General features: G+C 69.9%; 18 protein-coding genes and 1 tRNA gene. 11 read left to right on the top strand and 8 right to left on the bottom strand.

From position 1 onward, the window contains the following. Positions 1 to 2,571, top strand: coding sequence for an ATP-dependent helicase HrpB (hrpB, locus tag SMIR_RS29105; protein ID WP_212727576.1), 2,571 nt, complete (start codon positions 1 to 3; stop codon positions 2,569 to 2,571). Here the strand turns inward: hrpB and pgfA are convergent. The 3 genes from pgfA to SMIR_RS29090 all read right to left on the bottom strand — a co-directional run bounded on the left by pgfA (position 2,561) and on the right by SMIR_RS29090 (position 5,606). Further along, positions 2,561 to 3,553, bottom strand: coding sequence for a cell envelope lipid trafficking protein PgfA (gene pgfA, locus SMIR_RS29100; protein WP_168490519.1), 993 nt, complete (start codon positions 3,551 to 3,553; stop codon positions 2,561 to 2,563). The two genes, hrpB and pgfA, sit on opposite strands and share 11 nt — an antisense overlap. A gap of 39 nt (positions 3,554 to 3,592) precedes the next feature. Beyond that, complete coding sequence (locus tag SMIR_RS29095; RefSeq protein ID WP_107469484.1) at positions 3,593 to 3,727, bottom strand: SPW_0924 family protein; 135 nt, start codon at positions 3,725 to 3,727, stop codon at positions 3,593 to 3,595. A 154-nt stretch (positions 3,728 to 3,881) separates the two neighbouring features. Beyond that, positions 3,882 to 5,606 (bottom strand): lytic transglycosylase domain-containing protein, encoded by a 1,725-nt coding sequence (locus SMIR_RS29090; protein WP_212727575.1) that lies wholly within the window; start codon positions 5,604 to 5,606, stop codon positions 3,882 to 3,884. 256 nt (positions 5,607 to 5,862) lie between these two features. Between SMIR_RS29090 and SMIR_RS29085 the strand changes: the two genes are divergently transcribed. Beyond that, entirely contained in the window at positions 5,863 to 6,717 is an 855-nt protein-coding gene (locus tag SMIR_RS29085) for a DUF4184 family protein (RefSeq protein WP_212728429.1), read from the top strand. Here SMIR_RS29085 and SMIR_RS29080 read toward each other — a convergent pair. Together SMIR_RS29080 and polA are read right to left on the bottom strand one after the other, a co-directional pair. Then, positions 6,638 to 7,600 (bottom strand): serine hydrolase, encoded by a 963-nt coding sequence (locus SMIR_RS29080; protein WP_168490521.1) that lies wholly within the window; start codon positions 7,598 to 7,600, stop codon positions 6,638 to 6,640. The two genes, SMIR_RS29085 and SMIR_RS29080, sit on opposite strands and share 80 nt — an antisense overlap. A 605-nt stretch (positions 7,601 to 8,205) precedes the next feature. Beyond that, complete coding sequence (gene polA / locus SMIR_RS29075; RefSeq protein ID WP_212727574.1) at positions 8,206 to 10,935, bottom strand: DNA polymerase I; 2,730 nt, start codon at positions 10,933 to 10,935, stop codon at positions 8,206 to 8,208. A 122-nt stretch (positions 10,936 to 11,057) separates the two neighbouring features. Between polA and SMIR_RS29070 the strand changes: the two genes are divergently transcribed. The 7 genes from SMIR_RS29070 to SMIR_RS29040 all read left to right on the top strand — a co-directional run bounded on the left by SMIR_RS29070 (position 11,058) and on the right by SMIR_RS29040 (position 20,506). Next, positions 11,058 to 13,337, top strand: coding sequence for an FdhF/YdeP family oxidoreductase (locus SMIR_RS29070; protein ID WP_168490523.1), 2,280 nt, complete (start codon positions 11,058 to 11,060; stop codon positions 13,335 to 13,337). A gap of 54 nt (positions 13,338 to 13,391) precedes the next feature. Next, complete coding sequence (locus tag SMIR_RS29065) at positions 13,392 to 13,877, top strand: PaaI family thioesterase (RefSeq protein WP_212727573.1); 486 nt, start codon at positions 13,392 to 13,394, stop codon at positions 13,875 to 13,877. Positions 13,878 to 14,692: 815 nt separating this feature from the next. Further along, positions 14,693 to 15,913: a branched-chain amino acid ABC transporter substrate-binding protein gene (locus SMIR_RS29060; RefSeq protein WP_211118681.1), complete on the top strand. Its 1,221-nt coding sequence runs from the start codon at positions 14,693 to 14,695 to the stop codon at positions 15,911 to 15,913. A gap of 174 nt (positions 15,914 to 16,087) precedes the next feature. Beyond that, positions 16,088 to 17,020 (top strand): branched-chain amino acid ABC transporter permease, encoded by a 933-nt coding sequence (locus tag SMIR_RS29055; protein ID WP_075026312.1) that lies wholly within the window; start codon positions 16,088 to 16,090, stop codon positions 17,018 to 17,020. 5 nt (positions 17,021 to 17,025) lie between these two features. Further along, a complete protein-coding gene (locus tag SMIR_RS29050) occupies positions 17,026 to 18,822 on the top strand; it encodes a branched-chain amino acid ABC transporter permease (RefSeq protein WP_168490525.1) in 1,797 nt (598 codons plus the stop codon). Positions 18,823 to 18,827: 5 nt separating this feature from the next. After that, the gene (locus SMIR_RS29045) at positions 18,828 to 19,793 is read left to right on the top strand and encodes an ABC transporter ATP-binding protein (RefSeq protein ID WP_168490526.1); all 966 of its coding nucleotides are present in this window, start codon (positions 18,828 to 18,830) and stop codon (positions 19,791 to 19,793) included. Then, positions 19,790 to 20,506: an ABC transporter ATP-binding protein gene (locus SMIR_RS29040; RefSeq protein WP_101405726.1), complete on the top strand. Its 717-nt coding sequence runs from the start codon at positions 19,790 to 19,792 to the stop codon at positions 20,504 to 20,506. The genes SMIR_RS29045 and SMIR_RS29040 overlap by 4 nt, the downstream gene beginning before the upstream one ends. 116 nt (positions 20,507 to 20,622) lie before the next feature. On the opposite strand, the gene SMIR_RS29035 is transcribed toward SMIR_RS29040, so the two are convergent. Both SMIR_RS29035 and SMIR_RS29030 read right to left on the bottom strand, forming a co-directional pair. Beyond that, positions 20,623 to 21,006, bottom strand: coding sequence for a DUF2267 domain-containing protein (locus tag SMIR_RS29035; protein WP_168490527.1), 384 nt, complete (start codon positions 21,004 to 21,006; stop codon positions 20,623 to 20,625). A gap of 123 nt (positions 21,007 to 21,129) precedes the next feature. After that, entirely contained in the window at positions 21,130 to 21,780 is a 651-nt protein-coding gene (locus SMIR_RS29030) for an ANTAR domain-containing response regulator (RefSeq protein ID WP_168490528.1), read from the bottom strand. 101 nt (positions 21,781 to 21,881) lie between these two features. Between SMIR_RS29030 and SMIR_RS29025 the strand changes: the two genes are divergently transcribed. Together SMIR_RS29025 and SMIR_RS29020 are read left to right on the top strand one after the other, a co-directional pair. After that, positions 21,882 to 21,964 (top strand) — tRNA-Leu (locus tag SMIR_RS29025). Between the two features lie 88 nt (positions 21,965 to 22,052). Further along, positions 22,053 to 22,841, top strand: a complete 789-nt coding sequence (locus SMIR_RS29020; protein WP_168490529.1) for a helix-turn-helix domain-containing protein — start codon at positions 22,053 to 22,055, stop codon at positions 22,839 to 22,841. A gap of 9 nt (positions 22,842 to 22,850) precedes the next feature. Here SMIR_RS29020 and pyk read toward each other — a convergent pair whose 3' ends face one another. Further along, positions 22,851 to 24,287, bottom strand: coding sequence for a pyruvate kinase (pyk, locus tag SMIR_RS29015; protein WP_168490530.1), 1,437 nt, complete (start codon positions 24,285 to 24,287; stop codon positions 22,851 to 22,853). Positions 24,288 to 24,397: the final 110 nt, after the last annotated feature.

The following is a 24,397-nucleotide window of genomic DNA, read 5'->3' as shown; positions in this document are numbered from 1 at the left end:
GTGATCCGTTACGACGCCCTGGACGCGCTGCCCGTACGCGGCGCCCTGCCCGCCCTGGACGACGCCCTGGAGGGTGGCGGCAGCGCCGTGCTCGTGGCACCGCCCGGGACCGGCAAGACGACCCTCGTGCCGCTGGCGCTCGCCGGGCTCCTCGGCCACCCGGGTGACGGGCGGCCGGCGCGCCGGGTCGTGGTCGCCGAGCCGCGGCGGATCGCCGCCCGGGCCGCCGCACGGCGGATGGCGTGGCTGCTCGGCGAGAAGGTCGGCGAAAGCGTCGGGTTCACCGTGCGCGGGGAGCGGGTCGTGGGGGCACGCGCGCGTGTGGAGGTCGTCACGACGGGTGTCCTCCTCCAACGGCTCCAGCGGGACCAGGAGCTCGCGGGCGTCGACGTGGTGGTGCTCGACGAGTGCCACGAACGTCATCTGGACGCCGACACGGTCGCCGCGTTCCTCCTGGACGTACGGGCCGCGCTCCGTCCCGAGCTGCGGCTCGTGGCCGCCTCGGCGACCACGGACGCGGCGGGGTGGGCGCGGCTGCTCGGCGACGCCCCCGTCGTCGCGGCGGAGGGCGTCTCGTACCCGGTGGACGTGGAGTGGGCGCCTCCGGTACGTCCGGTACGGCCGCCGCACGGCATGCGTGTCGACCCGGCACTGCTGACACATGTCGCGTCGGTGGTGCGGCGGGCACTGGCGGAGTGCGAGGGGGACGTCCTCTGCTTCCTCCCCGGGGTCGGGGAGATCGTGCGGGTGATGGGTGGGCTGGGGGATCTGGGCGGCCGGGTCGACGTGCTGCAGGTGCACGGGCGGGCGCCCGCCGCCGTGCAGGACGCGGTGCTGTCACCGGGAAGCGGGGACCGGCGCCGGGTGGTCCTGGCGACCTCCGTGGCGGAGTCGTCGCTGACGGTTCCGGGGGTGCGGGTGGTCGTCGACTCCGGGCTGGCGCGGGAGCCGCGGGTGGACCACGCGCGCGGGCTGAGCGCGCTGACGACGGTACGGGCCTCGCAGGCGGCCGGGCGGCAGCGGGCGGGGCGGGCCGGGCGTGAGGCGCCGGGGCGGGTGTACCGGTGCTGGACGGAGGCCGAGGACGCCCGTCTGCCGCGTTTTCCCGCCCCTGAAATCAAGGTGGCCGACCTGACGGCGTTCGCCCTGCAGGCGGCCTGCTGGGGCGATCCCGGGGCGACGGGGCTGGCGCTGCTGGACCCGCCGCCTGGCGGGGCGATGGCGGCGGCGCGGTCCGTCCTGTCGGCGGTGGGTGCCGTGGACGCGGCCGGCCGGGCCACGGATCGGGGTGTCCGCATGTCCCGGCTGGGCCTGCACCCTCGGCTCGCCCGCGCGCTGCTGGACGCGGCCCCCGTGGTGGGCGCCGACCGCGCCGCCGAAGTGGTCGCCCTCCTGAGCGAGGAACCGCCCCGCGAGTACGGCGACGACCTGGCCGGGGCCTGGAGACTGGCCCGACGCGGCGGCGACTCCTACGCGTCCCGCTGGCGCACCGAATCCCGACGCCTGCGCTCCGCGTCGACGGGCCTTTCCCACCCACCCGCCCAGGACAGCGCTCGCGGAGGCGGGCTCGAAGGCGGTCCGTGGCCAGCCGGTGGCGGCGACGATCGCGTCGTCGGGCTGGTGGCTGCTCTGGCGTTCCCCGAGCGGCTCGCGCAGGCCCAGGGCGGCTCGTACCTCATGCTGAACGGCACCCGTGCCGACATCGGTGACGGCTCGGCCCTGCGCGGCTCGCCCTGGCTGGCGGTCGCCGTGGCCGATCGGCCGGTCGGGGCCGGGCACGCGCGTGTGCGGCTTGCCGCGGTGGTCGACGAGGAGACGGCACGCAGGGCCGCGGCGCCTCTGCTCAGCGAGGGGGACGAGGTCCACTGGGCCGACGGCGACGTCGTCGCACGGCGAGTCGAACGGCTCGGGGCCGTGGAGCTGGCGGTGCGTCCGCTGAAGAACGCCGACCCCGGGCTCGTACGGGAGGCGTTGCTCGAAGGCCTGCGGGAGGACGGGTTCGGGCTGTTGCGGTGGTCCCCGGATGCCGAGGGGCTGCGGCGGCGGCTCGGATTTGTGCGGCTGCACCTGGGCGACCCCTGGCCCAATGTGTCCGACGACGCGCTCCACGCGCGTGTGGACGAGTGGCTGGAGCCGGAGCTCGGCCGTGCCCGGCGGCGGGCCGACCTGGCGCGGATCGACGCCGGGCAGGCGCTGAACCGGCTGCTGCCCTGGGCCACGGGAGACGCGGCCCGGCTGGACGAGCTCGCGCCCGAACGGATCGAGGTGCCCAGTGGGTCCAGGATCCGGATCGACTACGCCGACCCCGAGCAGCCGGTGCTCGCCGTCAAGCTGCAGGAGATGTTCGGGCTGCACGAGTCACCGGCCGTCGCCGGGGTGCCCGTGGTCGTCCATCTGCTTTCGCCCGCCGGGCGCCCCGCCGCCGTCACCGCCGACCTCGCCTCGTTCTGGAAGGACGGGTACAAGGCGGTGCGGGCGGAGCTGCGGGGCCGCTACCCCAAGCATCCGTGGCCCGAGGACCCGGCCACCGCCGAGCCGACCCGGCACACGAACGCGCGGCTCAGGCGTTGACCGGCTCCGGTTCCACCGCCTCCGTGGGGGCCGGGTCGCCCGGGCGGCGGCTGCGCGCCTCCAGGTAGAGGGAGAGGGACAGCAGAGCCGCGCCCAGGAGCAGGAAGCCCCACGGCAGGTACGACGTCAGCAGCAGGATCAGGGTGCGGTTGGACTTGACCAGGGCGACGGTGTGCTTGATGTAGTCCTCGCGCATCTTCACGTGCCCGGCGAAGGCGGTCACCTTGTCACGGCCCCCGAGGAGCGTGCCGCCCCGCAGCTCCTCCTTGTGGATCTCCTCGCCGTAGACCGGCGCCCCCGTGACCGGTTCCACCCAGAACTTGCGGACGGTCGTGTACCAGCGTGTCGTGCCCGTCTTGGCGACCGACTCCGGAGTGATGCCCTGGACCGGCATCACCTTGGGGAACCTGACCTTCGTCCAGGGGATGGTCTGCTCGAAGTAGTAGACCTTGACCCCGCGGAAGCTCTGGGTGCCCTTGTAGTGGATGGGGGCCGAGGTGCGGGTCTGCGCGTCGAAGTACTCGTAGTCCCGTTTCTCCGTGTGGAAGGGCCACTTGAACTCGATGCCCTCGCGTGTGACGGGGTCGCCGTCGACGGACTCCCCGGTGGCGTGGACGGGGTCCTGGCTGTGCGCGTCGAAGATGTAGCGCTCGGGGAGCTTGGAGACCATCTTCCCGTCGGGGCCCTGCACATAGGAGAGGCTGTCCCAGACGACGACGTCGCGGCCCGCCGTCTTCTCGATGCGGTCGGAGGCCTCGACGTTGCCCTTCAGGGTCTGCACGATGGTGACCTTGGGGACCTTCTTGGCCTGCATGGTGCCGTAGTCGAGCAGGGTCGCGTCCTTCGCCTCCAGGACCATGTCCTGGTACTGGTTGGCGGGGATCTTCGCCAGCCGCGGGAAGGCGTACCAGCGCAGCAGCGGGGACAGCGCCGCGAAGAACACGGCGAAGGCGAGCAGGATCAGGCTGGCCTTGCGACGCATCTCGGCGTCCCTCCCTGAGAGTTGCGGATGGCCTGAGCGCTACGGGTGCGCGGGCACGGTCGTCAGCAGCGGCTTGGGCGAGGTCCTGCCTGCCGGTGAGCCCATGGCCGTGATCGTGAGCACCAGGGCGAACGCCACGGCGAGACCGGTCGCGGCGGCGATGAGGGCGCGCATGCGGGGCCTCCCGGGGGGACGGCGGAACGGGAACTGATACCTCGTCAGATCCGGCACGGTAGCAACGGCGGGGCGAGATGAGAACACATTGCGCACACGAACGAGGGCGCCCCTCCGCCGACAGGCGGAGGGGCGCCCTGGACGCGCTTGCGGCCTACGATGCGGCCGCGGCGACCTTCAGCTCGACCGTCAGCACCGCGCCGCCCGTGGTGTTGACGCGGAGCAGGAACGTGCCGGTCGCGTCGTCCGCGTACAGCTTGGGGAGCTTGAGCACGCCGTCCTCGTCCGTCGTGAGGTCCGTGAGGGTGCGGATCGTCTTGCCGTCCGCGTCCTTGAAGTACGGGCCCTTGTCGTTCTCGGTCGCGTCGTCGGCCGACTTGATGAGCGTCGCGGTGGCCGCGACCTTGCCGGCGACGGCACCCTTGTAGGTGGCCTTCACCTCGACCTGGTCGGCGAACTCACCGCCCGGCACACAGGTCAGCGCGGTGTCGCTGGTGCGGATGAGGGTGTCGGCCTGGCGCGGGGTGACGGTGGCCGTGTAGTCGAGGCCGCCCAGGACGCGGCCCACGACGGTGGCGCGGACGGTGAAGTCGCCGGTCTTCTCCCCCGCCACGAGTGCGGGCGCGGTGGCCGTGCCCGTGCTGCCGGTGACGACCGTGGCGACGCTCTCGCCGCCGGTGAAGGTGGCGTCCGTGTCGCCGATGATCGTGAACCGCACCCGGACCTTCGCCACGCCCTTGCTCGCCTTGGACTCGGCCCGCACGGCGATCTTGGCACCGAAGGCGCTGCCCGCCGTCGCCGTGAGCTTCCCGGTGTTCGCGTCCTCCAGATGGTCCACCGTCTGGGTGGGCGTGGGAGGCGTCGGGCTCGGTGCGGGCGAACTGGGCGCGGGCGGCTTCGGGGTGGGGCTCGTCGAGCCGCCGCTGCCCGGCTTGGGGGTGCCCGGCTTGGAGGTACCCGGTGTGCTCGGTGTACTCGGCGCACTCGGCGTCGAGGTCGCGGGCGTGGACGGGCTGGGGCTCGCCCCGGGGTGGCTGTTGCTGCTGTTCGAGGGCAAGGTGCCCGTGCCGTCCGGGACCTCGTGGGTGCCCTTGCGGTAGTACTCCAGCCACGACAGAACCGTGTTGAGGTACGCCGTCGAGTTGTTGTAGTTCAGGATCGCGGCGTTCATCTGCGACTGCACGGACAGATCCCGGTCGAACCGGCACAGGTAGTGGCCGGCCGCGAGCGCCGCGTCGTAGACGTTGTTGGGGTCCTTCTTGCCGTCGCCGTTGCCGTCGCGGCCCGCCCACGCCCAGGTGGAGGGGATGAACTGCATGGGGCCCACGGCCCGGTCGTAGGCCGGGTCGCCGTCGTACGCGCCGTTGTCGGTGTCGGCGATCAGAGCGAAGCCGTTGCCGTCGAGCTTCGGGCCGAGGATCGGCGAGTACGTCGTGCCGCTCGCGTCGACCCGGCCGCCGCGGGCCTGGCCGGACTCGACCTTGCCGATGGCGGCGAGCAGTTGCCAGGGCAGGTTGCAGCCCGGCTTGGAGGCACGCAGCTCGGCCTCGGCCTTCTTGTAGGCGTCGAGGACGGTCGCGGGTATGCCGGCCTCGGCCTCGCCCACGGAGACGGGCGTGCCTGTGGCCGGGCTCGCCGACGGGCTCGGGTTGGGGCTCTTCAGCGGTGGAAGGTCGGTGTAGTACGGCGAGTCGCCGGTCGCGCCGCCTTCGCCACCGGTGTTCGCGTCCCCCGATGGCTGGGCGGCGCCCGCGGACTGTCTGCCGAGATCGTCGGTGGTCACTCCGGGTGCCTGGGAAGCGGACAGGGCCGCGACCGCGACCGCGGCCACGGCGGTGGTCGTCGCTCCCTTGCGCAGTCTGCCGAAATGCGCCGCCATTGAGTGAACCCCTCCCGTGGACGACCGCCCGCGCACCGCGCGTTCGCTGGCTCAGTGACCCAGGCGACCCTACGACAACTTCCGTCGCCCGGGCACCCGTTCGTGCCCGATTTTCACCGGTTGGCCATGTGGGATTGTCCTAGAGAACACGCACCCAAGGGTGGATCCCTCGGTCATTTTCCTACGTCCCTCATACTGGGCGTCGGAGATCACCGGGGCCGACATGTCAGACCAACGTCTGCCACAGGGGGACGCTTTGCCCTTCACCCTCAGCCACGCGGCGGCCGTACTGCCCGCCCTGCGCGGCGACGGAAGCGGCCGCGGCCGCCTCGCGCCCGCGGCACTCGTGGCCGGTTCCTTCGCCCCCGACATGACCTACTACGCGGCGAGCGTGGTCCCCGGAGCGATGGAGTTCGGCGACTTCACGCACTCGTTCACCGGTGTCCTCACCTTCGACGTGCTCGTCGCCTGCGCGTTGGTGGGTGCCTGGCTGGTACTGCGCGAACCCTTGGTTGCGCTGCTGCCGCGGGCCCGTCAGGGACGTCCCGCGGCTCTGCTGCGCTGCGGGACACCGCGCGGGCCGGTGCGCTCCTCGACCGCACTGTGGTGGTACGCCTCCGCGGTGCTCGGCGCGCTGACACACGTCGTGTGGGACGCGTTCACGCACCACGACCGGTGGGGAGTACGGCTGATCCCCGTCCTGTCGCGGAACGCCGACGGCACGCCGGTGTTCACCTACGCGCAGTACGGCAGTTCGCTGGTGGGGGCCGTCGTGATCGTGGCCTTCGTGGCCGTCGCGCTGCGCCGGGCGCCCTCGGCCGAACCGGTGGGGGTGCCGGTGCTGTCGCGCTCCGACCGGTGGCTGGCCGCCGCCGTCATCGGCGGCTGCGGGCTGGTGGGCGCCGTGCAGCGGGCTTCACGCTGGTGGGCCTACTGGGGCACCCGCGCGAAGCCCTGGGAGTTGATCCCGGCGCTCTGTTTCGGCGCGGGCGCGGGCCTCGTGCTCGGTCTCGCGCTGTACGCCGTCGGGGTCAGGGTGTGGCGTCCCGCTCCGGCTCGTCCCAGCCCGGCACCGGCCCGCTCGGCGCCGAACCGTCCGACACCTCGCTGATCCTGTCCTGCGGAGTGGAACCCTGGACGGCGCCCCGCCCGCGGTTGAGGCCACGGTGGACGGCCTGGGCGATGCGCTCGATGGTGCGGACCCCGTACGTCATCGTCGGGTTGTCGTGCGACAGGACGACGATGCGGTAGGTGCGGTCGGAGCCGGTGAACACGCCGACGCTGTGGACGCGCCAGCCGTGGGTGGACCGGGGCAGCCAGCCATTCTTGATGTGCGCCTGCAGGCCGCGGGGCATGCCGGCGGGGACACCCCAGCGCTGGTCGCCGCGGACCTGGCTGAGCAGTTTCAGGCCGTAGGCGCGGCTCCTCAGGAAGGAACGGGGGCCGGTGAGCACGCCCAGCAGCCGCATCTGGTCGGCGGCCGTGGTGCGGGTCAGGCCCCAGTAGCCGGCCCGGCCGAGCTCGGTGCGGCGCGTTCCGACTCGGTCCAGGAAACGGCCGAGGTAGGTGTGGCCCAGGTCGTTCCAGAGATGCTGAGCCGCGGTGTTGTCCGAGATGGTGATCATGGGGCGTACGTTGGCGAGCTCCCAGTTCGTGAGGTTGCGGCGCAGCTCGTCCGCGCGGTGCAGGGTGGCCTCCATGATCGTGAGCTTGGCGACGCTCGCCGAGTCGTACTGACGCTCGCTCGCGAGGGCGCAGGTCAGGTCGCTGTTGTCGTCGCGCACCGCCACGGCGACGGTGCCCTGGCGTGACGACAGCGCCGTCCTGATGTCGCGGGACATCCGGGCGGCGAGCTCGGGGTTGCGGGTGGAACGGCAGACCGCGGGCACCTGGGCGGTGCTCGCGCTCGCGGCCACCGCGGACACCGGCGCGAGCAGCGCCGAGACGACGGCTGTGGCCAAGGCCGTGCGACGGTTGAGCATGCTTGTACTCATGCCCGCATCTTTACGGTCCCCTCGCACGGGGGGCGTCTTTGCGAGGGCCACGCGAGTGACGGTTCCCTCCGGGGGTTGAGCGGACCCCACCTCCCCTGCGCCTCTGGCCCACCGGAGAGGGCTCATGCCCTACGGGCAGCCAACGCAAGGACTTCACCCTGCGGGCGGCTCGCACGACGGGGCGGGGGGCGACTTTCCCTTTTCCCTGCGGGCGGCTCGCAAGGCGGAGGGCGGGGCGGCTTGCGCCGCAAGCGGCTGCGAGGGGCGTGCCCTGTGGGCGGGGGCTTCCCCTGTCGGGGTGGGGCAGCTGTCCACACCGGCGCGCAAGCCGCCCCAAGGGCACCCGACGCCGGGAGCGGGCGGAGCCACGACCAGCGCCACCCGGGACCGAACCGGTCCCGGCCCCGGGGCCGGGACCCACGGCCGGGACCGAGGCCGAAGCCCGGGGCGCGAGGCCTGGGGCCAGGACCGAGCCCGACGCCGGGACCCGGGACCGAGCCCGACGCCGGCGACCGAGGCCAGGACCCGGGGCTGGAACCGGGACCGACGCTGGGGTCCTGGGCCGGAAACCTGGGCCGGGGTTCCAGGGTCTCGTTCGCCGGAGGCTAGTGCGCCGCGGATTCCCAGTCGGGGCCCGCCCCGACGGACACGTCGAGGGGCGCCCGGAGATGAACGGCGGACGCCATCTCGCGGCGGACGAGTTCCTCGGTCTTCGCGCGCTCTCCGGGGGCGATCTCCAGGACGATTTCGTCGTGGACCTGGAGGAGCATGCGGGACCTGAGCTCGGCCTCGCGCAGCGCCCGGTCCACGTTCAGCATCGCGATCTTGACGATGTCCGCGGCCGTGCCCTGGATGGGGGCGTTGAGCGCCATGCGCTCGGCGGCCTCGCGACGCTGCCGGTTGTCGCTGTTGAGGTCGGGCAGATAGCGGCGGCGCCCGAAGAGCGTCGCCGTGTAGCCCGTGGCGCGGGCCTCGTCGACCACCCGGCGCAGATAGTCCCGCACCCCGCCGAAACGCTCGAAGTACGTGTCCATCAACGCACGCGCCTCACCCGCGTCGATGTTCAGCTGCTGGGAGAGACCGAACGCCGACAGCCCGTAGGCAAGGCCGTACGACATCGCCTTGATCTTGCGGCGCATCTCCGCATCGACCGCCGAACGCTCGACCGAGAACACCTGCGACGCCACCGTCGTGTGCAGGTCCTCGCCCGACGTGAACGCCTCCAACAGGCCCTCGTCCTCGGACAGATGGGCCATCACGCGCAGTTCGATCTGGCTGTAGTCGGCCGTCATGAGGGATTCGAAGCCCTCGCCGACCACGAAGCCGCGGCGGATCGCGCGGCCCTCCTCCGTACGGACCGGGATGTTCTGCAGGTTCGGGTCCACCGACGAGAGCCGGCCCGTCGCGGCCACCGTCTGGTTGAACGTGGTGTGGATGCGGCCGTCCGCGGCGATCGTCTTGATCAGACCCTCGACCGTCACCCGCAGCCTGGCCTGCTCACGGTGGCGCAGCATGATGACCGGCAGCTCGTGGTCGGTCTGCGTGGCCAGCCAGGCCAGCGCGTCCGCGTCCGTCGTGTAACCGGTCTTCGTCTTCTTCGTCTTGGGCAGGTCCAGCTCGCCGAAGAAGACCTCCTGGAGCTGCTTGGGCGAGCCGAGGTTGAACTCGTGCCCGACGGAGGCGTGGGCCTCCTTCACCGCCTGCTGCACGGCTCCGGCGAACATCTGCTCCATGGCTTCCAGGTGCGCCCGGTCCGCCGCGATGCCGTGCCGCTCCAGCCGGGCCAGCAGCGCCGACGTGGGCAGCTCCATGTCGCGCAGCAGCTCGGCCGCGCCGACCTCCGCCAGCTTCTCGCCGAACGCCTCGCCCAGGTCGAGGATCGTGCGGGCCTGCACCATCAGCGCCTCGGCCTCGGCCTGGTCGTCCGCGCCGAAGGCCAGCTGACCGTCGGCCGCGGCAGCGGGCCCCAGCTCCCGGCCCAGGTACTCCAGGGACAGCGCGTCCAGCGCGAAGGAGCGGCGGCCCGGCTTCACCAGATACGCGGCGAGCGCGGTGTCCATGGACACGCCCTCGATCGTCCACCCGTGCTCGGCGAAGACCCGCATCGCACCCTTGGCGTTGTGCAGCACCTTGGGCTTCTTCGGGTCGGCGAGCCACTTCGCGAACGCGTTCTCGTCGGCCTCGTCCAGCCGCGAGGGGTCGAACCACGCCGCCGCTCCGTCCGCCGCGGCGAGCGCGACCTCGGCCACCGAGCCCGAACCCAGCGCCCAGGTGTCGACGGTGGCCAGACCCAGGACCGCCTTGCCGTCGTGCTCGGCGAGCCACGGCTTCAGCTCGCCCGCACCCAGCACGGCCCCGTCCAGCTCGACACCCTCGACGACCGGAGCGGCCGCCTCGGCCTCCTCCGTCCCGGGGTCGACGGCGAAGAGCCGCTCACGCAGGGAGGGGTTACGGATCTCCAGGGTGTCCAGGACCATCACGACCGCCGTACGGTCGTACGCCGCGCGCTCCAGGTCGGTGACCGTCTTCGGGAGCTCGACGTCCTTCACCATCTCCGTGAGACGGCGGTTGAGCTTCACCGCCTCCAGGTGGTCGCGGAGGTTCTGCCCGGCCTTGCCCTTGACCTCGTCGACGCGCTCGACGAGGTCCGCGAACGAACCGAACTGGTTGATCCACTTCGCGGCCGTCTTCTCGCCGACGCCGGGGATGCCCGGCAGGTTGTCCGACGGGTCGCCGCGCAGCGCCGCGAAGTCGGGGTACTGCGTCGGCGTCAACCCGTACTTCTCGACGACCTTCTCCGGAGTGAAGCGGGTCAGCTCGGAGACGCCCTTCGTCGGGTACAGCACCGTCGTGTGCTCGGACACCAGCTGGAAGGAGTCGCGGTCACCGGTGACGATCAGGACCTCGAAGCCCTCGGCCTCGGCCTGCGTGGCGAGCGTCGCGATGATGTCGTCGGCCTCGAAGCCGTCGACCGCGAACCGCTGCGCGTGCATCGCGTCCAGCAGCTCGCCGATCAGCTCGACCTGCCCCTTGAACTCGTCCGGGGTCTTCGAACGGTTCGCCTTGTACTCCGTGAACTCCTCGGAGCGCCACGTCTTGCGCGAGACGTCGAACGCCACCGCGAAATGCGTGGGCGCCTCGTCGCGCAGCGTGTTCGCCAGCATCGACGCGAAACCATAGATCGCGTTCGTCGGCTGACCCGTCGCGGTCGTGAAATTCTCCGCGGGCAGCGCGAAGAACGCGCGGTACGCCAGCGAGTGCCCATCCATGAGCATCAGCCGCGGACGGCCCGCACCTGCGGTTTTCTCGGTCTTCTTCGATGCTGTTTCTGCCACGCCCCCGATCCTCGCACGCCCCACTGACAGTGCGGACCTCCCGGGACCGGCCGTCGTCGTCGTCACCGGCGCGTGGGAGGATCGCTCACGTACTTCATACGTGTATGCGAGGGGGTCCCCCGATGGCCAGCAAGCCGCCCAAGAGCGATCCGGTCCAGGACGCGCCGCAGGTCGTCGAGCCGAAGCACGCCGCGGCCGGGCTGCCCGCCATCGGACACACCCTGCGCATCGCCCAGCGGCAGATGGGCGTGAAGCGCACCGCGCTGACCCTCCTGCGCGTCAATCAGAAGGACGGCTTCGACTGCCCGGGCTGCGCCTGGCCCGAGCCGGAGCACCGGCACGCGGCGGAGTTCTGCGAGAACGGCGCGAAGGCGGTCGCCGAGGAGGCCACCCTGCGCAGGGTCACCCCGGACTTCTTCGCCGCGCACCCGGTCACCGACCTGCACGGCCGCAGCGGCTACTGGCTCGGCCAGCAGGGCCGCCTCACCCACCCCATGTACCTGCCCGAGGGCGCCGACCACTACGAGCCGGTCTCCTGGGAGCGCGCCTTCGACATCGTCGCCGAGGAGCTCGCCGCCCTCGGCTCCCCCGACGAGGCCCTCTTCTACACCTCGGGACGCACGAGCAACGAGGCCGCGTTCCTCTACCAGCTCTTCGCCCGCGAACTCGGCACGAACAACCTGCCGGACTGTTCGAACATGTGCCACGAGTCCTCGGGCTCCGCGCTCTCCGAGACCATCGGCATCGGCAAGGGCAGCGTCCTGCTCGAGGACCTCTACAAGGCGGACCTGATCATCGTCGCCGGGCAGAACCCCGGCACCAACCACCCGCGCATGCTCTCCGCCCTGGAGAAGGCCAAGGCCAACGGCGCGAAGATCATCAGCGTCAACCCGCTGCCCGAAGCGGGCCTGGGGCGCTTCAAGAACCCGCAGACACCCCAGGGCATGTTCAAGGGCGCCGCCCTCACCGACCTGTTCCTGCAGATCCGCCTGGGCGGCGACCAGGCCCTCTTCCGTCTCCTGAACAAGCTCGTCCTGGAGACCGAGGGCGCGGTCGACGAGGACTTCATCGCCGAACACACCCACGGCTACGAGGAGTTCGCGGCCACCGCCCGCGCCGCCGACTGGGACGAGACCCTCACCGCGACGGGCCTCACCCGCGAGAAGATCGACGAGGCCCTCCGCCTCGTCCTCTCCTCCCGGCGCACCATCGTCTGCTGGGCCATGGGCCTCACCCAGCACAAGCACTCCGTGCCCACGATCCGCGAAGTGGTCAACTTCCTGCTGCTGCGCGGCAACATCGGCCGTCCCGGCGCGGGCGTCTGCCCGGTCCGCGGCCACTCGAACGTGCAGGGCGACCGCACCATGGGCATCTTCGAACGCCCCGCCCCGGCCTTCCTGGACGCCCTGGAGAAGGAGTTCGGCTTCGCTCCGCCCCGCGAGCACGGCTACGACGTCGTACGGGCCATCCGCGCCCTGCGGGACGGCGACGCGAAGGTCTTCTTCGCCATGGGCGGCAACTTCGTCTCCGCCTCCCCCGACACCGACGTCACCGAGGCCGCCATGCGCCGCGCCCGCCTCACGGTGCACGTCTCGACCAAGCTCAACCGCTCCCACGTCGTCACCGGAGCCCGCGCCCTGATCCTGCCCACTCTCGGACGGACCGAGCGCGACCTCCAAGGCAGCGGCGAACAGTTCGTGACCGTCGAGGACTCCATGGGCATGGTCCACGCCTCACGCGGCCGTCTGGAGCCCGCGAGCGAGCACCTCCTGTCCGAGCCTGCCATCGTCTGCCGCCTCGCCCGCCGCGTGCTCGGCGACGCCTCCCGCACCCCCTGGGAGGAGTTCGCGAAGGACTACGCCACGATCCGAGACCGCATCGCGCGCGTGATCCCCGGCTTCGACGACTTCAACGCGCGCGTGGCCGACCCCGCGGGCTTCACCCTCCCCCACGCCCCCCGCGACGAACGCCGCTTCCCCACGGCCACCGGCAAGGCCAACTTCACCGCCGCGCCCGTCGAGTACCCGAAGCTCCCCGAAGGCCGCCTGCTCCTGCAGACCCTCCGCTCGCACGACCAGTACAACACCACCATCTACGGCCTCGACGACCGCTACAGGGGCATCAAGAACGGCCGCCGAGTGGTCCTCGTCAACCCCGAGGACGCCCGCGCGCTGAACGTCACCGACGGCTCGTACGTCGACCTCGTCAGCGAATGGCAGGACGGCATAGAGCGGCGCGCCGCGGGCTTCCGCGTCGTGCACTACCCGACCGCCCGCGGCTGCGCCGCCGCGTACTACCCGGAGACCAACGTCCTCGTCCCGCTCGACGCCACCGCGGACACCAGCAACACCCCGGCCAGCAAGTCCGTCGTGGTCCGTCTGGAACAATCGGCCACCGACTGAGCGTTTGCTCAGCCAGTCAGCCAGAGAGATCGACGACGATCGGAGCCGGCCCCCATGGGCGAGCAGAGTCAAGTGAAGTTCCCGCAAGAGGTCATCGACGAGTACGCCGCACTCGGTGTCGACCTGCCCGCCCTCTTCTCGGCAGGCCACCTCGGCACCCGCATGGGCGTGCAGATCGTCGAGGCCTCCGCGGACCGGGTCGTCGGCACCATGCCGGTGGAGGGCAACACCCAGCCCTACGGCCTCCTGCACGGCGGCGCCTCCGCCGTCCTCGCGGAGACCCTCGGCTCGGTCGGCTCCATGCTCCACGGCGGCAGCTCCAAGATCGCCGTCGGCGTCGACCTGAACTGCACCCACCACCGCGGCGCCCGCTCCGGCCTCGTCACCGGCGTGGCCACCCCCGTACACCGCGGGCGCACGACAGCGACGTACGAGATCGTCATCACCGACGAGAACGACAAGCGCGTCTGCACCGCCCGCCTCACCTGCCTCCTGCGCGACGTCAATCCCACCGACGCCGCCCACGTACGCCAGGCCTGACACCCGCCTCCACAAGAGCCCCACTCACCGGCACCGGCGTACGGCGAGCAAGGGGGCAGGAGACAACTGCCCCCCACTCACCGGCAGTCGGGTACGGCGGGCAGGGGACGGGGCGGAGGTGTCCGCCCGCAGCGGTCGGCGCGTCAACACCGGCCCCTTCCGGGACCGACCGATTCCGCGCCTGACCGAGGACGGATACCTCCGCCCCGGCCCCCACACACCTTCCGCACGCACCCGCACGCCCCCGCCCGCCGCAAACACACTCCAATACGCCGGAGTTATCGGAAATCAGCGGCAACTCAGTAACCTTTTCAGGCGACTTCACGCGCCTTCACGAGGCTGCACGCCCGCACCGCACCTCATGCGCCCTATATCGCGCACGCCGACCGAACTCCGAGTTCCCTTTTCTCGACGTAACGCTGCGTAACACGCACGCAATACGGCATCAGAGTTCCATCTTCGACGGCTCGTACTCCCGCGACCTCCCCCGGCTCCTCCACGCGACCTGCGACGGCGCCCGACCGCGATCTCCGTCCACGCACAACCGGAGGTGCGGATTCTCAACATGTGGAACGGGAAGAATTTCCGCCAAATCGGCTGAGAATACCCGTCCCTGAAGCCCATCAACCGGCACGTCATAACAAGAAAGTCACAAGCCAGCCCACGGCGATGCCCGGGCCCACAGACAGGCTTAGAGTCACGGCCAGTCACCGCGCCGCCGGGCGCGTCTGCAGCACGGCTCGGTATCACCCAGTACGGCCCGGCGAGACACACGGCAGTCCAGCAGGGCTGCTGCGCCAGGGAGAGGATTCAACGTGCGACAGCGTTCTTTGGTCATACTCACCTCCGTGCTCACCACCGGAGCACTCACGCTGACCGCCTGCGGTTCGCGTGACAACAGCGGGGACAAGAGCAGCAGCAGCAAGACCGAGATCATCATCGGCGTTGACGCTCCGCTGACCGGTCAGAACTCCGCAACCGGCCTTGGCATCCAGGGCGGCGTGCAGATCGCCGTCGACGACGCCAACAAGAACAACACCGTCCCCGGCGTGACCTTCAAGGTCCAGGCGCTCGACGACAAGGCGATCCCGGCCAGCGGCCAGCAGAACGCCACCGCCCTCGTCAACAACGACAAGGTCCTCGGCGTCGTCGGCCCGCTGAACTCCGGTGTCGCCACGCAGATGCAGCAGGTCTTCGCGACCGCCAACCTGGTCGAGATCTCGCCCTCCAACACGGCGCCCGAGCTCACCCAGGGCAAGAACTGGCAGACCTCGAAGTCGCGCCCGTTCAAGACGTACTTCCGCACGGCCACCACCGACGCCCTCCAGGGCGGCTTCGCGGCCGAGTACGCGTCCACCACGCTCAAGAAGAAGAACGTCTTCGTCGTCGACGACAAGCAGACCTACGGCGCGGGCCTGGCCAAGCTGTTCAAGGCCGGCTTCACCAAGAACGGCGGCAAGGTCGCCGGCGAGGACCACGTCAACACCGGCGACACCGACTTCTCCGCCCTCGTCACCAAGATCAAGAACTCCAAGGCCGACCTGGTCTACTACGGCGGCCAGTACGACGAGTCGGAGAAGCTCACCAAGCAGCTCAAGGACGGCGGCGTCAAGGTCCCGCTGTTCGGCGGTGACGGCATGTTCAGCGACACCTACATCCAGACCGCCGGCAAGACCTCCGAAGGTGACCTGGCCACCTCCGTCGGCCAGCCCGTCGACTCCCTGCCCTCCGCCGCGGACTTCATCAAGAAGTACAAGGCCTCCGGCCTCAAGGGCGACTACGGCACCTACGGTGGCTACTCCTACGACGCCGCGACCGCCATCATCAAGGCGATCGCCAACGTCGTGAAGGACGGCAAGATCCCCGACGGCGCCCGCGCCAAGATCGTGGACGAGGTCCAGAAGACGAAGTTCGAGGGCATCGCCGGCCCCGTCTCCTTCGACGAGTACGGCGACACCACCAACAAGCAGCTCACCGTCTACCAGGTCGTCGGCGGCAAGTGGAAGGCCGTCAAGAGCGGCACGTTCAACGGCTGATCCGATCCGATCCCAGCTGAGCTCAGCTGATTCCAGCTAACTCCAGCTGATCCCAGCTGATCCGAGATCCGCCGCTAGCTACACCCCAGGGCCGCGCGGCCAAGACCACACGTCACCGCGCGGCCCGTCCCATATACCCCCGTTCACTCTCCCCACCCACATGGAGGCCATGCGGTGAACACCCTGCCGCAGCAGCTGGCCAACGGGCTGTTCCTCGGCTCGATGTACGGGCTGATCGCCATCGGCTACACGATGGTGTACGGCATCGTCCAGCTCATCAACTTCGCCCACGGCGAGATCTTCATGACCGGAGGCTTCGGCGCACTCACGGTCTACCTCTACGTCCTGCCCGACGGCACATCCATGTGGATAGCCCTCCCGGCGATGCTCATCGGCGGCGGACTCGTCGCCGTCCTCATCGCCGTCGGGGCGGAACGGTTCGCCTACCGACCACTGCGCGGCGCGCCACGCCTGGCACCGCTCATCACCGCCATCGGCCTCTCCCTCGCGCTCCAGCAGGCCGTCTTCAACTGGTACCCGAACGCCAAGACCGACCGCAACTTCCCCCAGATCGACGCCGGACCCTGGCACATCGGGTCCATCAGCATCAGCAGCGGCTCGCTCTTCGTCATCGTCGCCGCCCCGCTCTGCATGGCGGCCCTCGCCCTCTTCGTCAGCATGTCCCGCACCGGCCGCGCCATGCAGGCCACCGCCCAAGACCCTGACACCGCCCAGCTCATGGGCATCGACACCAACAAGATCATCGTGATCGCCTTCGCCATCGGCGGCTTCTTCGCCGCCGTCGCCGCCGTCTCCTACGGCCTGCGCTACGGCTCGATCCAGTACAACATGGGCTTCCAGATGGGCCTCAAGGCCTTCACCGCGGCCGTCCTCGGCGGCATCGGCAACATCTACGGCGCCATGATCGGCGGCCTCGTCCTCGGCCTCGCCGAGACCATGGCCACCTCCTACATCGACGGTATCCCCGGCATGCAGCAGCTCGGCGGCGGCGGCTGGTCCTCCGTCTGGGCCTTCGTCCTCCTCATCCTCGTACTGCTGTTCAGGCCACAAGGCCTGGTCGGCGAACGCGTCGCGGACAGGGCGTGAACACCATGGCAACCACCGAGAACACCACCGAGAACACCGCCGAGATCACCGCCCCCGCGCGCGGCCTGATCGCACTCCCCCAGACCGCCGCGCGCGCCCTCATCGCCGTCGGCGCCGTCGCCACCATCGCCAGCACCTTCATGTCGTGGACCTACACGGCCGACTTCCCCGGGGACCTCACCTACTACGGCTCCCCGGCCGGCCTCCAGATCCTCGACCTCGTCGCCGGCGCGATCACCCTGCTCTTCGCGCTCACCCTCTTCGGCGTCCGCGGCCTGCGCTGGCTCAACCCGGCAGGCGCCACCGCGCCCGTCGTCCTCGCCGCCGCCTCCGCGTTCGCGGTCAGCTGGTTCAGCGCCATCGCCATCGCGGTCGACCTCAAGGGCCTCGTCGCCCTCGACCCCGGCGCCTACGTCACCGCCATCGGCTCCCTGATCGCCCTCGTCGGCGCCCTCGCTCTCCCGAGCCCCGGCGACACCTTCAAGGACTGGGTCAGCAAGCCCGACCGCATCCCCGCGGCCCAGCAGCTCCCCGGCTGGGCCGAGCGCCTCGTCATCACCGGCGCCACCGCCGTCGCGCTGATCGTCTTCACGTACGGCATCGGCGTCGACCCCGACGCCAGCGAGACCTTCATCGGCTACCTGCTGCTCGTCGTCCTCGGCACCTGGGCGCTCCAGGCCGCCGGGCTCTTCGACCGGTTCGCCACACTCAACGCCCGCCACAAGGGATTCGCCACCTCCATGGCGTTCCTCGCCGCGGCGGTCTTCCCCTTCGTCGAGAACAACGAGCACAACGCCAACCTCGGCGTGAACATCCTCGTCGTCGCCACCGTCGCCCTCGGCCTGAACATCGTCGTCGGCCTCACCGGACTCCTCGACCTCGGATACGTCGCCTTCCTCGGCGTCGGCGCCTACGCCGCGGCCCTCGTCTCCGGCTCCGAGTTCTCCCGCTTCTCCGGCGTCCAGTTCCCCTTCTGGGCCGCCATGCTCACCGGCATGGCCGCGTCGCTCGTCTTCGGCGTCCTCATCGGCGCCCCCACCCTGCGACTGCGCGGCGACTACCTCGCCATCGTCACCCTCGGCTTCGGAGAGATCTTCCGCATCTCCGTCAACAACCTCGACGGCTCCTCCGGACCGAACCTGACCAACGGCCCCAACGGCATCTCGATGATCCCGGACCTCGACATCTTCGGGTTCAACCTCGGGAACTCGCACGACATCGGCTCGATCACCCTCGGCCGCTTCGCGAACTACTTCCTGCTGATGCTGATCATCACCGGCATCGTCGTGATCGTCTTCAACCGCGCCGCCGACTCCCGTATCGGCCGCTCCTGGATCGCCATCCGCGAGGACGAGACCGCCGCCACCGCCATGGGCATCAACGGCTTCCGCGTCAAGCTCATCGCCTTCGCCCTCGGCGCCTCCCTCGCCGGCCTCGCCGGTACGGTCAGCGCCCACGTCGGCTACAGCGTCAACCCGGCCCCGTACCAGTTCGCCGGCTCCGTACCGCCCAACTCGGCCTTCCTGCTGGCCGCGGTCGTCCTCGGCGGCATGGGCACCGTCAACGGCCCCATCCTCGGCGCCACCCTGCTCTACCTCCTCCCCGAGAAGCTCGGCTTCCTGAAGGAGTACCAGCTCTTCGCCTTCGGCATCGCGCTCGTGGTCCTCATGCGCTTCCGCCCCGAAGGCATCATCGCCAACCGCCGCCGCCAGCTCGAATTCCACGAGTCCGACGACAGCATCGACATCCCCGAACAAGGCCTGCCCGACTCCACTGTCGGCGTCACCAAGGCAGGGGCGTGACCCACATGACCACCACCACGGCCACCAGCCCCGTACTCGAGGCCAGCGGCGTCACCATGCGCTTCGGCGGCCTCACCGCCGTCCGCAGCGTCGACCTCACCGTCAACTCCGGCGAGATCGTCGGCCTCATCGGCCCCAACGGCGCGGGCAAGACCACCTTCTTCAACTGCCTCACCGGCCTGTACGTGCCGACCGAGGGCAAGGTCTCCTACAAGGGCACCGTCCTCCCGCCCAAGCCCCACCTCGTCACCAGCGCCGGCATCGCCCGCACCTTCCAGAACATCCGGCTCTTCGCCAACATGACCGTCCTGGAGAACGTGCTCGTCGGCCGCCACACCAGGACCAAGGAAGGCCTCTGGTCGGCCCTCCTGCGCGGCCCCGGCTTCCGCAAGGCAGAAGCCGCCTCCCGCGAACGCGCCATGGAACTGCTGGAGTTCATCGGCCTCGACCACAAGGCCGACCACCTCTCCCGCAACCTCCCCTACGGCGAACAGCGCAAGCTCGAAATCGCCCGCGCCATGGCGAGCGAACCGGGACTGCTGCTCCTGGACGAGCCCACGGCCGGCATGAACCCCCAGGAGACACGCGCGACCGAAGACCTCGTCTTCGCCATCCGCGACAGGGGCATCGCCGTCCTCGTCATCGAGCACGACATGCGCTTCATCTTCAACCTGTCCGACCGCGTCGCCTGCCTCGTCCAGGGCGAGAAGCTCGTCGAGGGCACCTCCGAGGTCGTCCAGGGCGACGAACGCGTCATCGCCGCCTACCTCGGCACCCCCTTCGAGGGCGCCCCCGGCGCGGAAGAGGTCGCCGAGGTCGAAGCCGCCGAGGCGGCGGAGGCCACGGACACTCCCGAGGCCGCGGAAGCCCCCGAGGCCGCCGAGGCTCCCGAGGTCACCGAGACTCCTGAGGCCGCCGAGAGCGACGCCGCCGCGGAGGGCACCACCAGCAAGGAAGGAAACGCCCAGTGACCGCACTGCTCGAGGTCGAAGACCTCAAGGTCGCCTACGGCAAGATCGAAGCCGTCAAGGGCATCTCCTTCTCCGTCGAAGCCGGCCAGATCGTCACCCTCATCGGCACCAACGGCGCCGGCAAGACGACCACCCTGCGCACCCTCTCCGGGCTCCTCAAGCCCACCGGGGGCCGCATCACCTTCGACGGCAAACCCCTCAGCAACATCCCCGCCCACAAGATCGTCTCCCTGGGCCTCGCCCACTCCCCCGAGGGACGCCACATCTTCCCCCGGCTGACGATCACCGAGAACCTCCAGCTCGGCGCGTTCCTGCGCTCCGACAAGGCGGGCATCGAGAAGGACATCCAGCGCGCCTACGACCTCTTCCCCATCCTGGGTGAACGCCGCAAGCAGGCCGCGGGAACCCTCTCCGGCGGCGAGCAGCAGATGCTGGCCATGGGCCGCGCGCTCATGTCCCAGCCCAAGCTGCTCATGCTCGACGAACCCTCCATGGGCCTCTCGCCGATCATGATGCAGAAGATCATGGCCACCATCGCCGAACTCAAGGCCGACGGCACGACCATCCTCCTCGTCGAGCAGAACGCCCAGGCGGCGCTCTCCCTCGCCGATCAGGGACACGTCATGGAGGTCGGCAACATCGTCCTCTCCGGCACCGGTCAGGACCTGCTGCACGACGAGTCGGTGCGCAAGGCCTACCTGGGCGAGGACTGAGACCAGGCTCCGGCCGTACGACCGTACGGCCGACACACGAAGAGGCCCGCGCCCCCCAGCCGGGGGGCGTGGGCCTCTTCGTCACTCGCTGGCTGCCGTCGCCGAAAGGCGCGGAATCAACCGGCGAAATTCTCGATCGGCCTGGTGAAGTCGGCACCGAGTTGCGACATCGCGTGGCCGAACTCCTTCTCGCTGATCGCCTCACGGAGCGTGACCAGCACGGCACGGACGCCGCTGTCGGCCTCGTCCGGCTTGAGTACGTTGCGCGCCGCCACACGCCGCACGAGCTCGTCGTAGTCGAAGCGCTCGATCTCGGCGGTCGCACCCCGCCGAACGGACTCCGCCAGACCCTCCGGGAGCTCCAGCGCCAGGTTCCGCGCCTCACCCGAGCTCAGCCGATGGGCGAGCGTCTCGAGCGTGGCACGCGTGAGATCGGCCGACTCCTGCCGAGTCAGGCCCGTACGTTCCGACACCGCTTGGACGAACGCCTTCTCTTCCACGCGCCGTCTCCTTTGCTGCCTTGCCGCCCCGAAGGCCACGCGGCCCCGAAACCAGCCTGACACGCGGTCGCCGGGCTCGCGCGGGCAAGCCACTGCACCCCGAAACGGGGCGCCCCGCCCTCCCTAACCCTTGGAGGCCTTCTTCTCCTCGGCGTCCGCGATGACCGCCTCGGCGACCTGCTGCATGGACATACGGCGGTCCATGGAGGTCTTCTGGATCCACCGGAACGCGGCGGGCTCCGTCAGCCCATATTCCGTCTGGAGCACGGACTTGGCCCGGTCCACCAGCTTCCGCGTCTCCAGACGCTGACTGAGGTCCGCAACCTCCCTCTCCAGCTGCTTCAGCTCCGTGAACCGCGAGACGGCCATCTCGATCGCCGGTACGACGTCGCTCTTGCTGAAGGGCTTCACGAGGTACGCCATCGCGCCGGCGTCGCGGGCCCGCTCGACGAGGTCGCGCTGCGAGAACGCGGTGAGCATCAGCACGGGGGCGATGCCCTCCTCGGCGATCTTCTCGGCCGCCGAGATCCCGTCCAGCTTGGGCATCTTGACGTCGAGGATCACGAGGTCGGGCCGGTGCTCACGGGCCAGTTCGACGGCCTGCTCCCCGTCCCCCGCCTCTCCCACGACGGCGTAGCCCTCTTCCTCGAGCATCTCTTTGAGGTCGAGGCGGATCAGCGCCTCGTCCTCGGCGATGACGACACGGGTCGTCAGCGGAGGCACGTGCGACTTGTCGTCGTCGGCGACGGGCTGGGGCGACTCGGGGGCGGTCACGGGGGCTCCTCGTTCACGGGCCGGGCAAGTGCTGCTGCCCAAGAGCCTACCTAGCTGCAGCGAGCTGCGGTGACCCGGTATGCTTCCGGGCAGCTACTTACGCCGGGTTGGTGGAACGGTATACACGGAGGTCTCAAACACCTCTGCCCGTGAGGGCTTGCGGGTTCGAATCCCGCACCCGGCACAGTTTTCCAGCTAAGCGGATGTTCTCGTTCTCGTGAACATCCGCTTTTTGCTGCGCACGGTCACGATCAGTAACGCAGAGTGGCCACATGATCTTTCACGGAACTGAGGTTCGACAGCAGGCGCTCTCACTACTGCGCGACGGCGCGCGGAACGCGGACGTAGCACGGCGATTCAACGTCCCGCTCGGGACGGTCAGTTACTGGAAGCACATGGACCGCGCGAAACGCGGCGAGTGCCCAGGGAAGCATGACCCCAAGTGCCCACGGTGCGATGGACGAGACCTCGACGAGCCCGCCTACAGCTACCTACTCGGCCTGTATCTGGGCGACGGCCACATCAGTCGCTACTCCGAGCACCGCGTGCCCAATCTCATGATCACGTGCTGCGAAGCATGGCCCGGACTCATGGACGACTGCGAGCAAGCCATGCGCGCGGTCTTCCCCGACAACGCCGTGTGTCGCGTCCGCAAGACAGGCTGCCGCAACGTGAAGGTCTACTCGAAACACCTGCACTGCCTGTTTCCCCAGCACGGCCCCGGCAAGAAGCACGAGCGCCCGATCGTCCTCGAACCCTGGCAACAGGAAATCGTCGACGCTCACCCGTGGGAATTCATCCGCGGGCTCATCCACTCCGATGGCTGTCGCATCACGAACTGGACGACCCGCCTCGTCGCCGGTGAGCGCAAGCGCTATGAGTACCCCCGGTATTTCTTCACCAACAAGTCCGACGACATCCGGAAGCTCTTTACCGACACCCTGGACAACGTCGGCGTCGAGTGGACGACGCTGGCGCGCGGCAGCGACCCGTTCAACATCTCCGTCGCCCGCAAAGCCTCCGTCGCTCTCATGGACGCCCACGTCGGGCCCAAGTACTGACAGCCGGACCTACTTGGGGCTGTCGTCCTCCCCGATGTGGTGGACGCGTACGAGGTTCGTGGTGCCCGAGACGCCGGGCGGGGAGCCGGCGGTGATGACGACGATGTCGCCCTTCTTGCAGCGGCCGTACTTCAGGAGGAGTTCGTCCACCTGGTCGACCATCGCGTCGGTGGAGTCGACGTGCGGCCCCAGGAACGTTTCTACGCCCCAGGTCAGGTTCAGCTGGGAGCGGGTCGCCGGGGTCGGGGTGAAGGCGAGGAGGGGGATCGGGGAGCGGTAGCGGGACAGGCGGCGGACCGTGTCGCCGGACTGGGTGAAGGCGACGAGGAACTTGGCGCCGAGGAAGTCGCCCATCTCCGCCGCCGCGCGGGCGACCGCACCGCCCTGGGTGCGGGGCTTGTTCCGGTCGGTCAGGGGCGGCAGACCCTTGGCGAGGATGTCCTCCTCGGCGGCCTCGACGATGCGGGACATCGTCCGGACGGTCTCCACGGGGTACTTGCCGACGCTCGTCTCGCCGGAGAGCATCACGGCGTCCGTGCCGTCGATGACGGCGTTGGCGACGTCGGACGCCTCGGCTCGGGTGGGGCGGGAGTTGTCGATCATCGAGTCGAGCATCTGGGTGGCGACGATGACCGGCTTGGCGTTGCGCTTGGCCAGCTTGATGGCGCGCTTCTGGACGATCGGGACCTGTTCGAGGGGCATTTCGACGCCCAGGTCGCCGCGGGCGACCATGATGCCGTCGAAGGCGGCGACGATGTCGTCGATCGCGTCGACCGCCTGGGGCTTCTCGACCTTGGCGATGACGGGGAGGCGGCGGCCTTCCTCGTCCATGATGCGGTGGACGTCGTCGATGTCGCGGCCGCTGCGGACGAAGGAGAGGGCGATGACGTCGAAGCCGGTGCGCAGGGCCCAGCGGAGGTCCGCTTCGTCCTTGTCGGAGAGGGCGGGGACGGAGACGGCGACGCCGGGGAGGTTGAGGCCCTTGTGGTCGGAGACCATGCCGCCTTCGACGACGGTGGTGTGGACGCGGGGGCCGTCGACGGCGGTGACTTCGAGGCAGACCTTGCCGTCGTCGACGAGGATGCGTTCGCCGGGGGTGACATCGGCCGCGAGGCCCGAGTACGTCGTGCCGCAGGTGAGGCGGTCGCCCTCGGCGCCTTCTTCGACGGTGATGGTGAAGGTGTCTCCGCGTTCAAGGAGTACGGGGCCTTCGGTGAAGCGGCCGAGTCGGATCTTCGGGCCTTGAAGGTCGGCGAGCAGTCCGACGCTGCGGCCGGTCTCGTCGGAGGCCTTTCGCACGCGCTGGTAGCGCTCCTCGTGTTCGGCGTAGGTGCCGTGGCTGAGGTTGAAGCGGGCTACGTCCATTCCGGCGTCGACCAGGGCTTTGAGCTGGTCGTACGAGTCGGTGGCGGGGCCCAATGTACAGACGATTTTCGCTCGGCGCATGGTTTGAGCCTAGGCCTTACCGGTCGGTAGAGAATTGGTCCAGCATGACTACTCAACAACCTTTGCATGAAGCCTTATTGACAACAGTTGAATTGTGCGCGGGGGTGCTC

Origin of the sequence: Streptomyces mirabilis, assembly GCF_018310535.1 — a bacterium.
In the GTDB taxonomy this organism is placed as follows: Bacteria; Actinomycetota; Actinomycetes; order Streptomycetales; family Streptomycetaceae; genus Streptomyces.
Note: the sequence above shows the minus strand (reverse complement) of the source record. Positions and strands in the feature narration are given on the sequence as shown.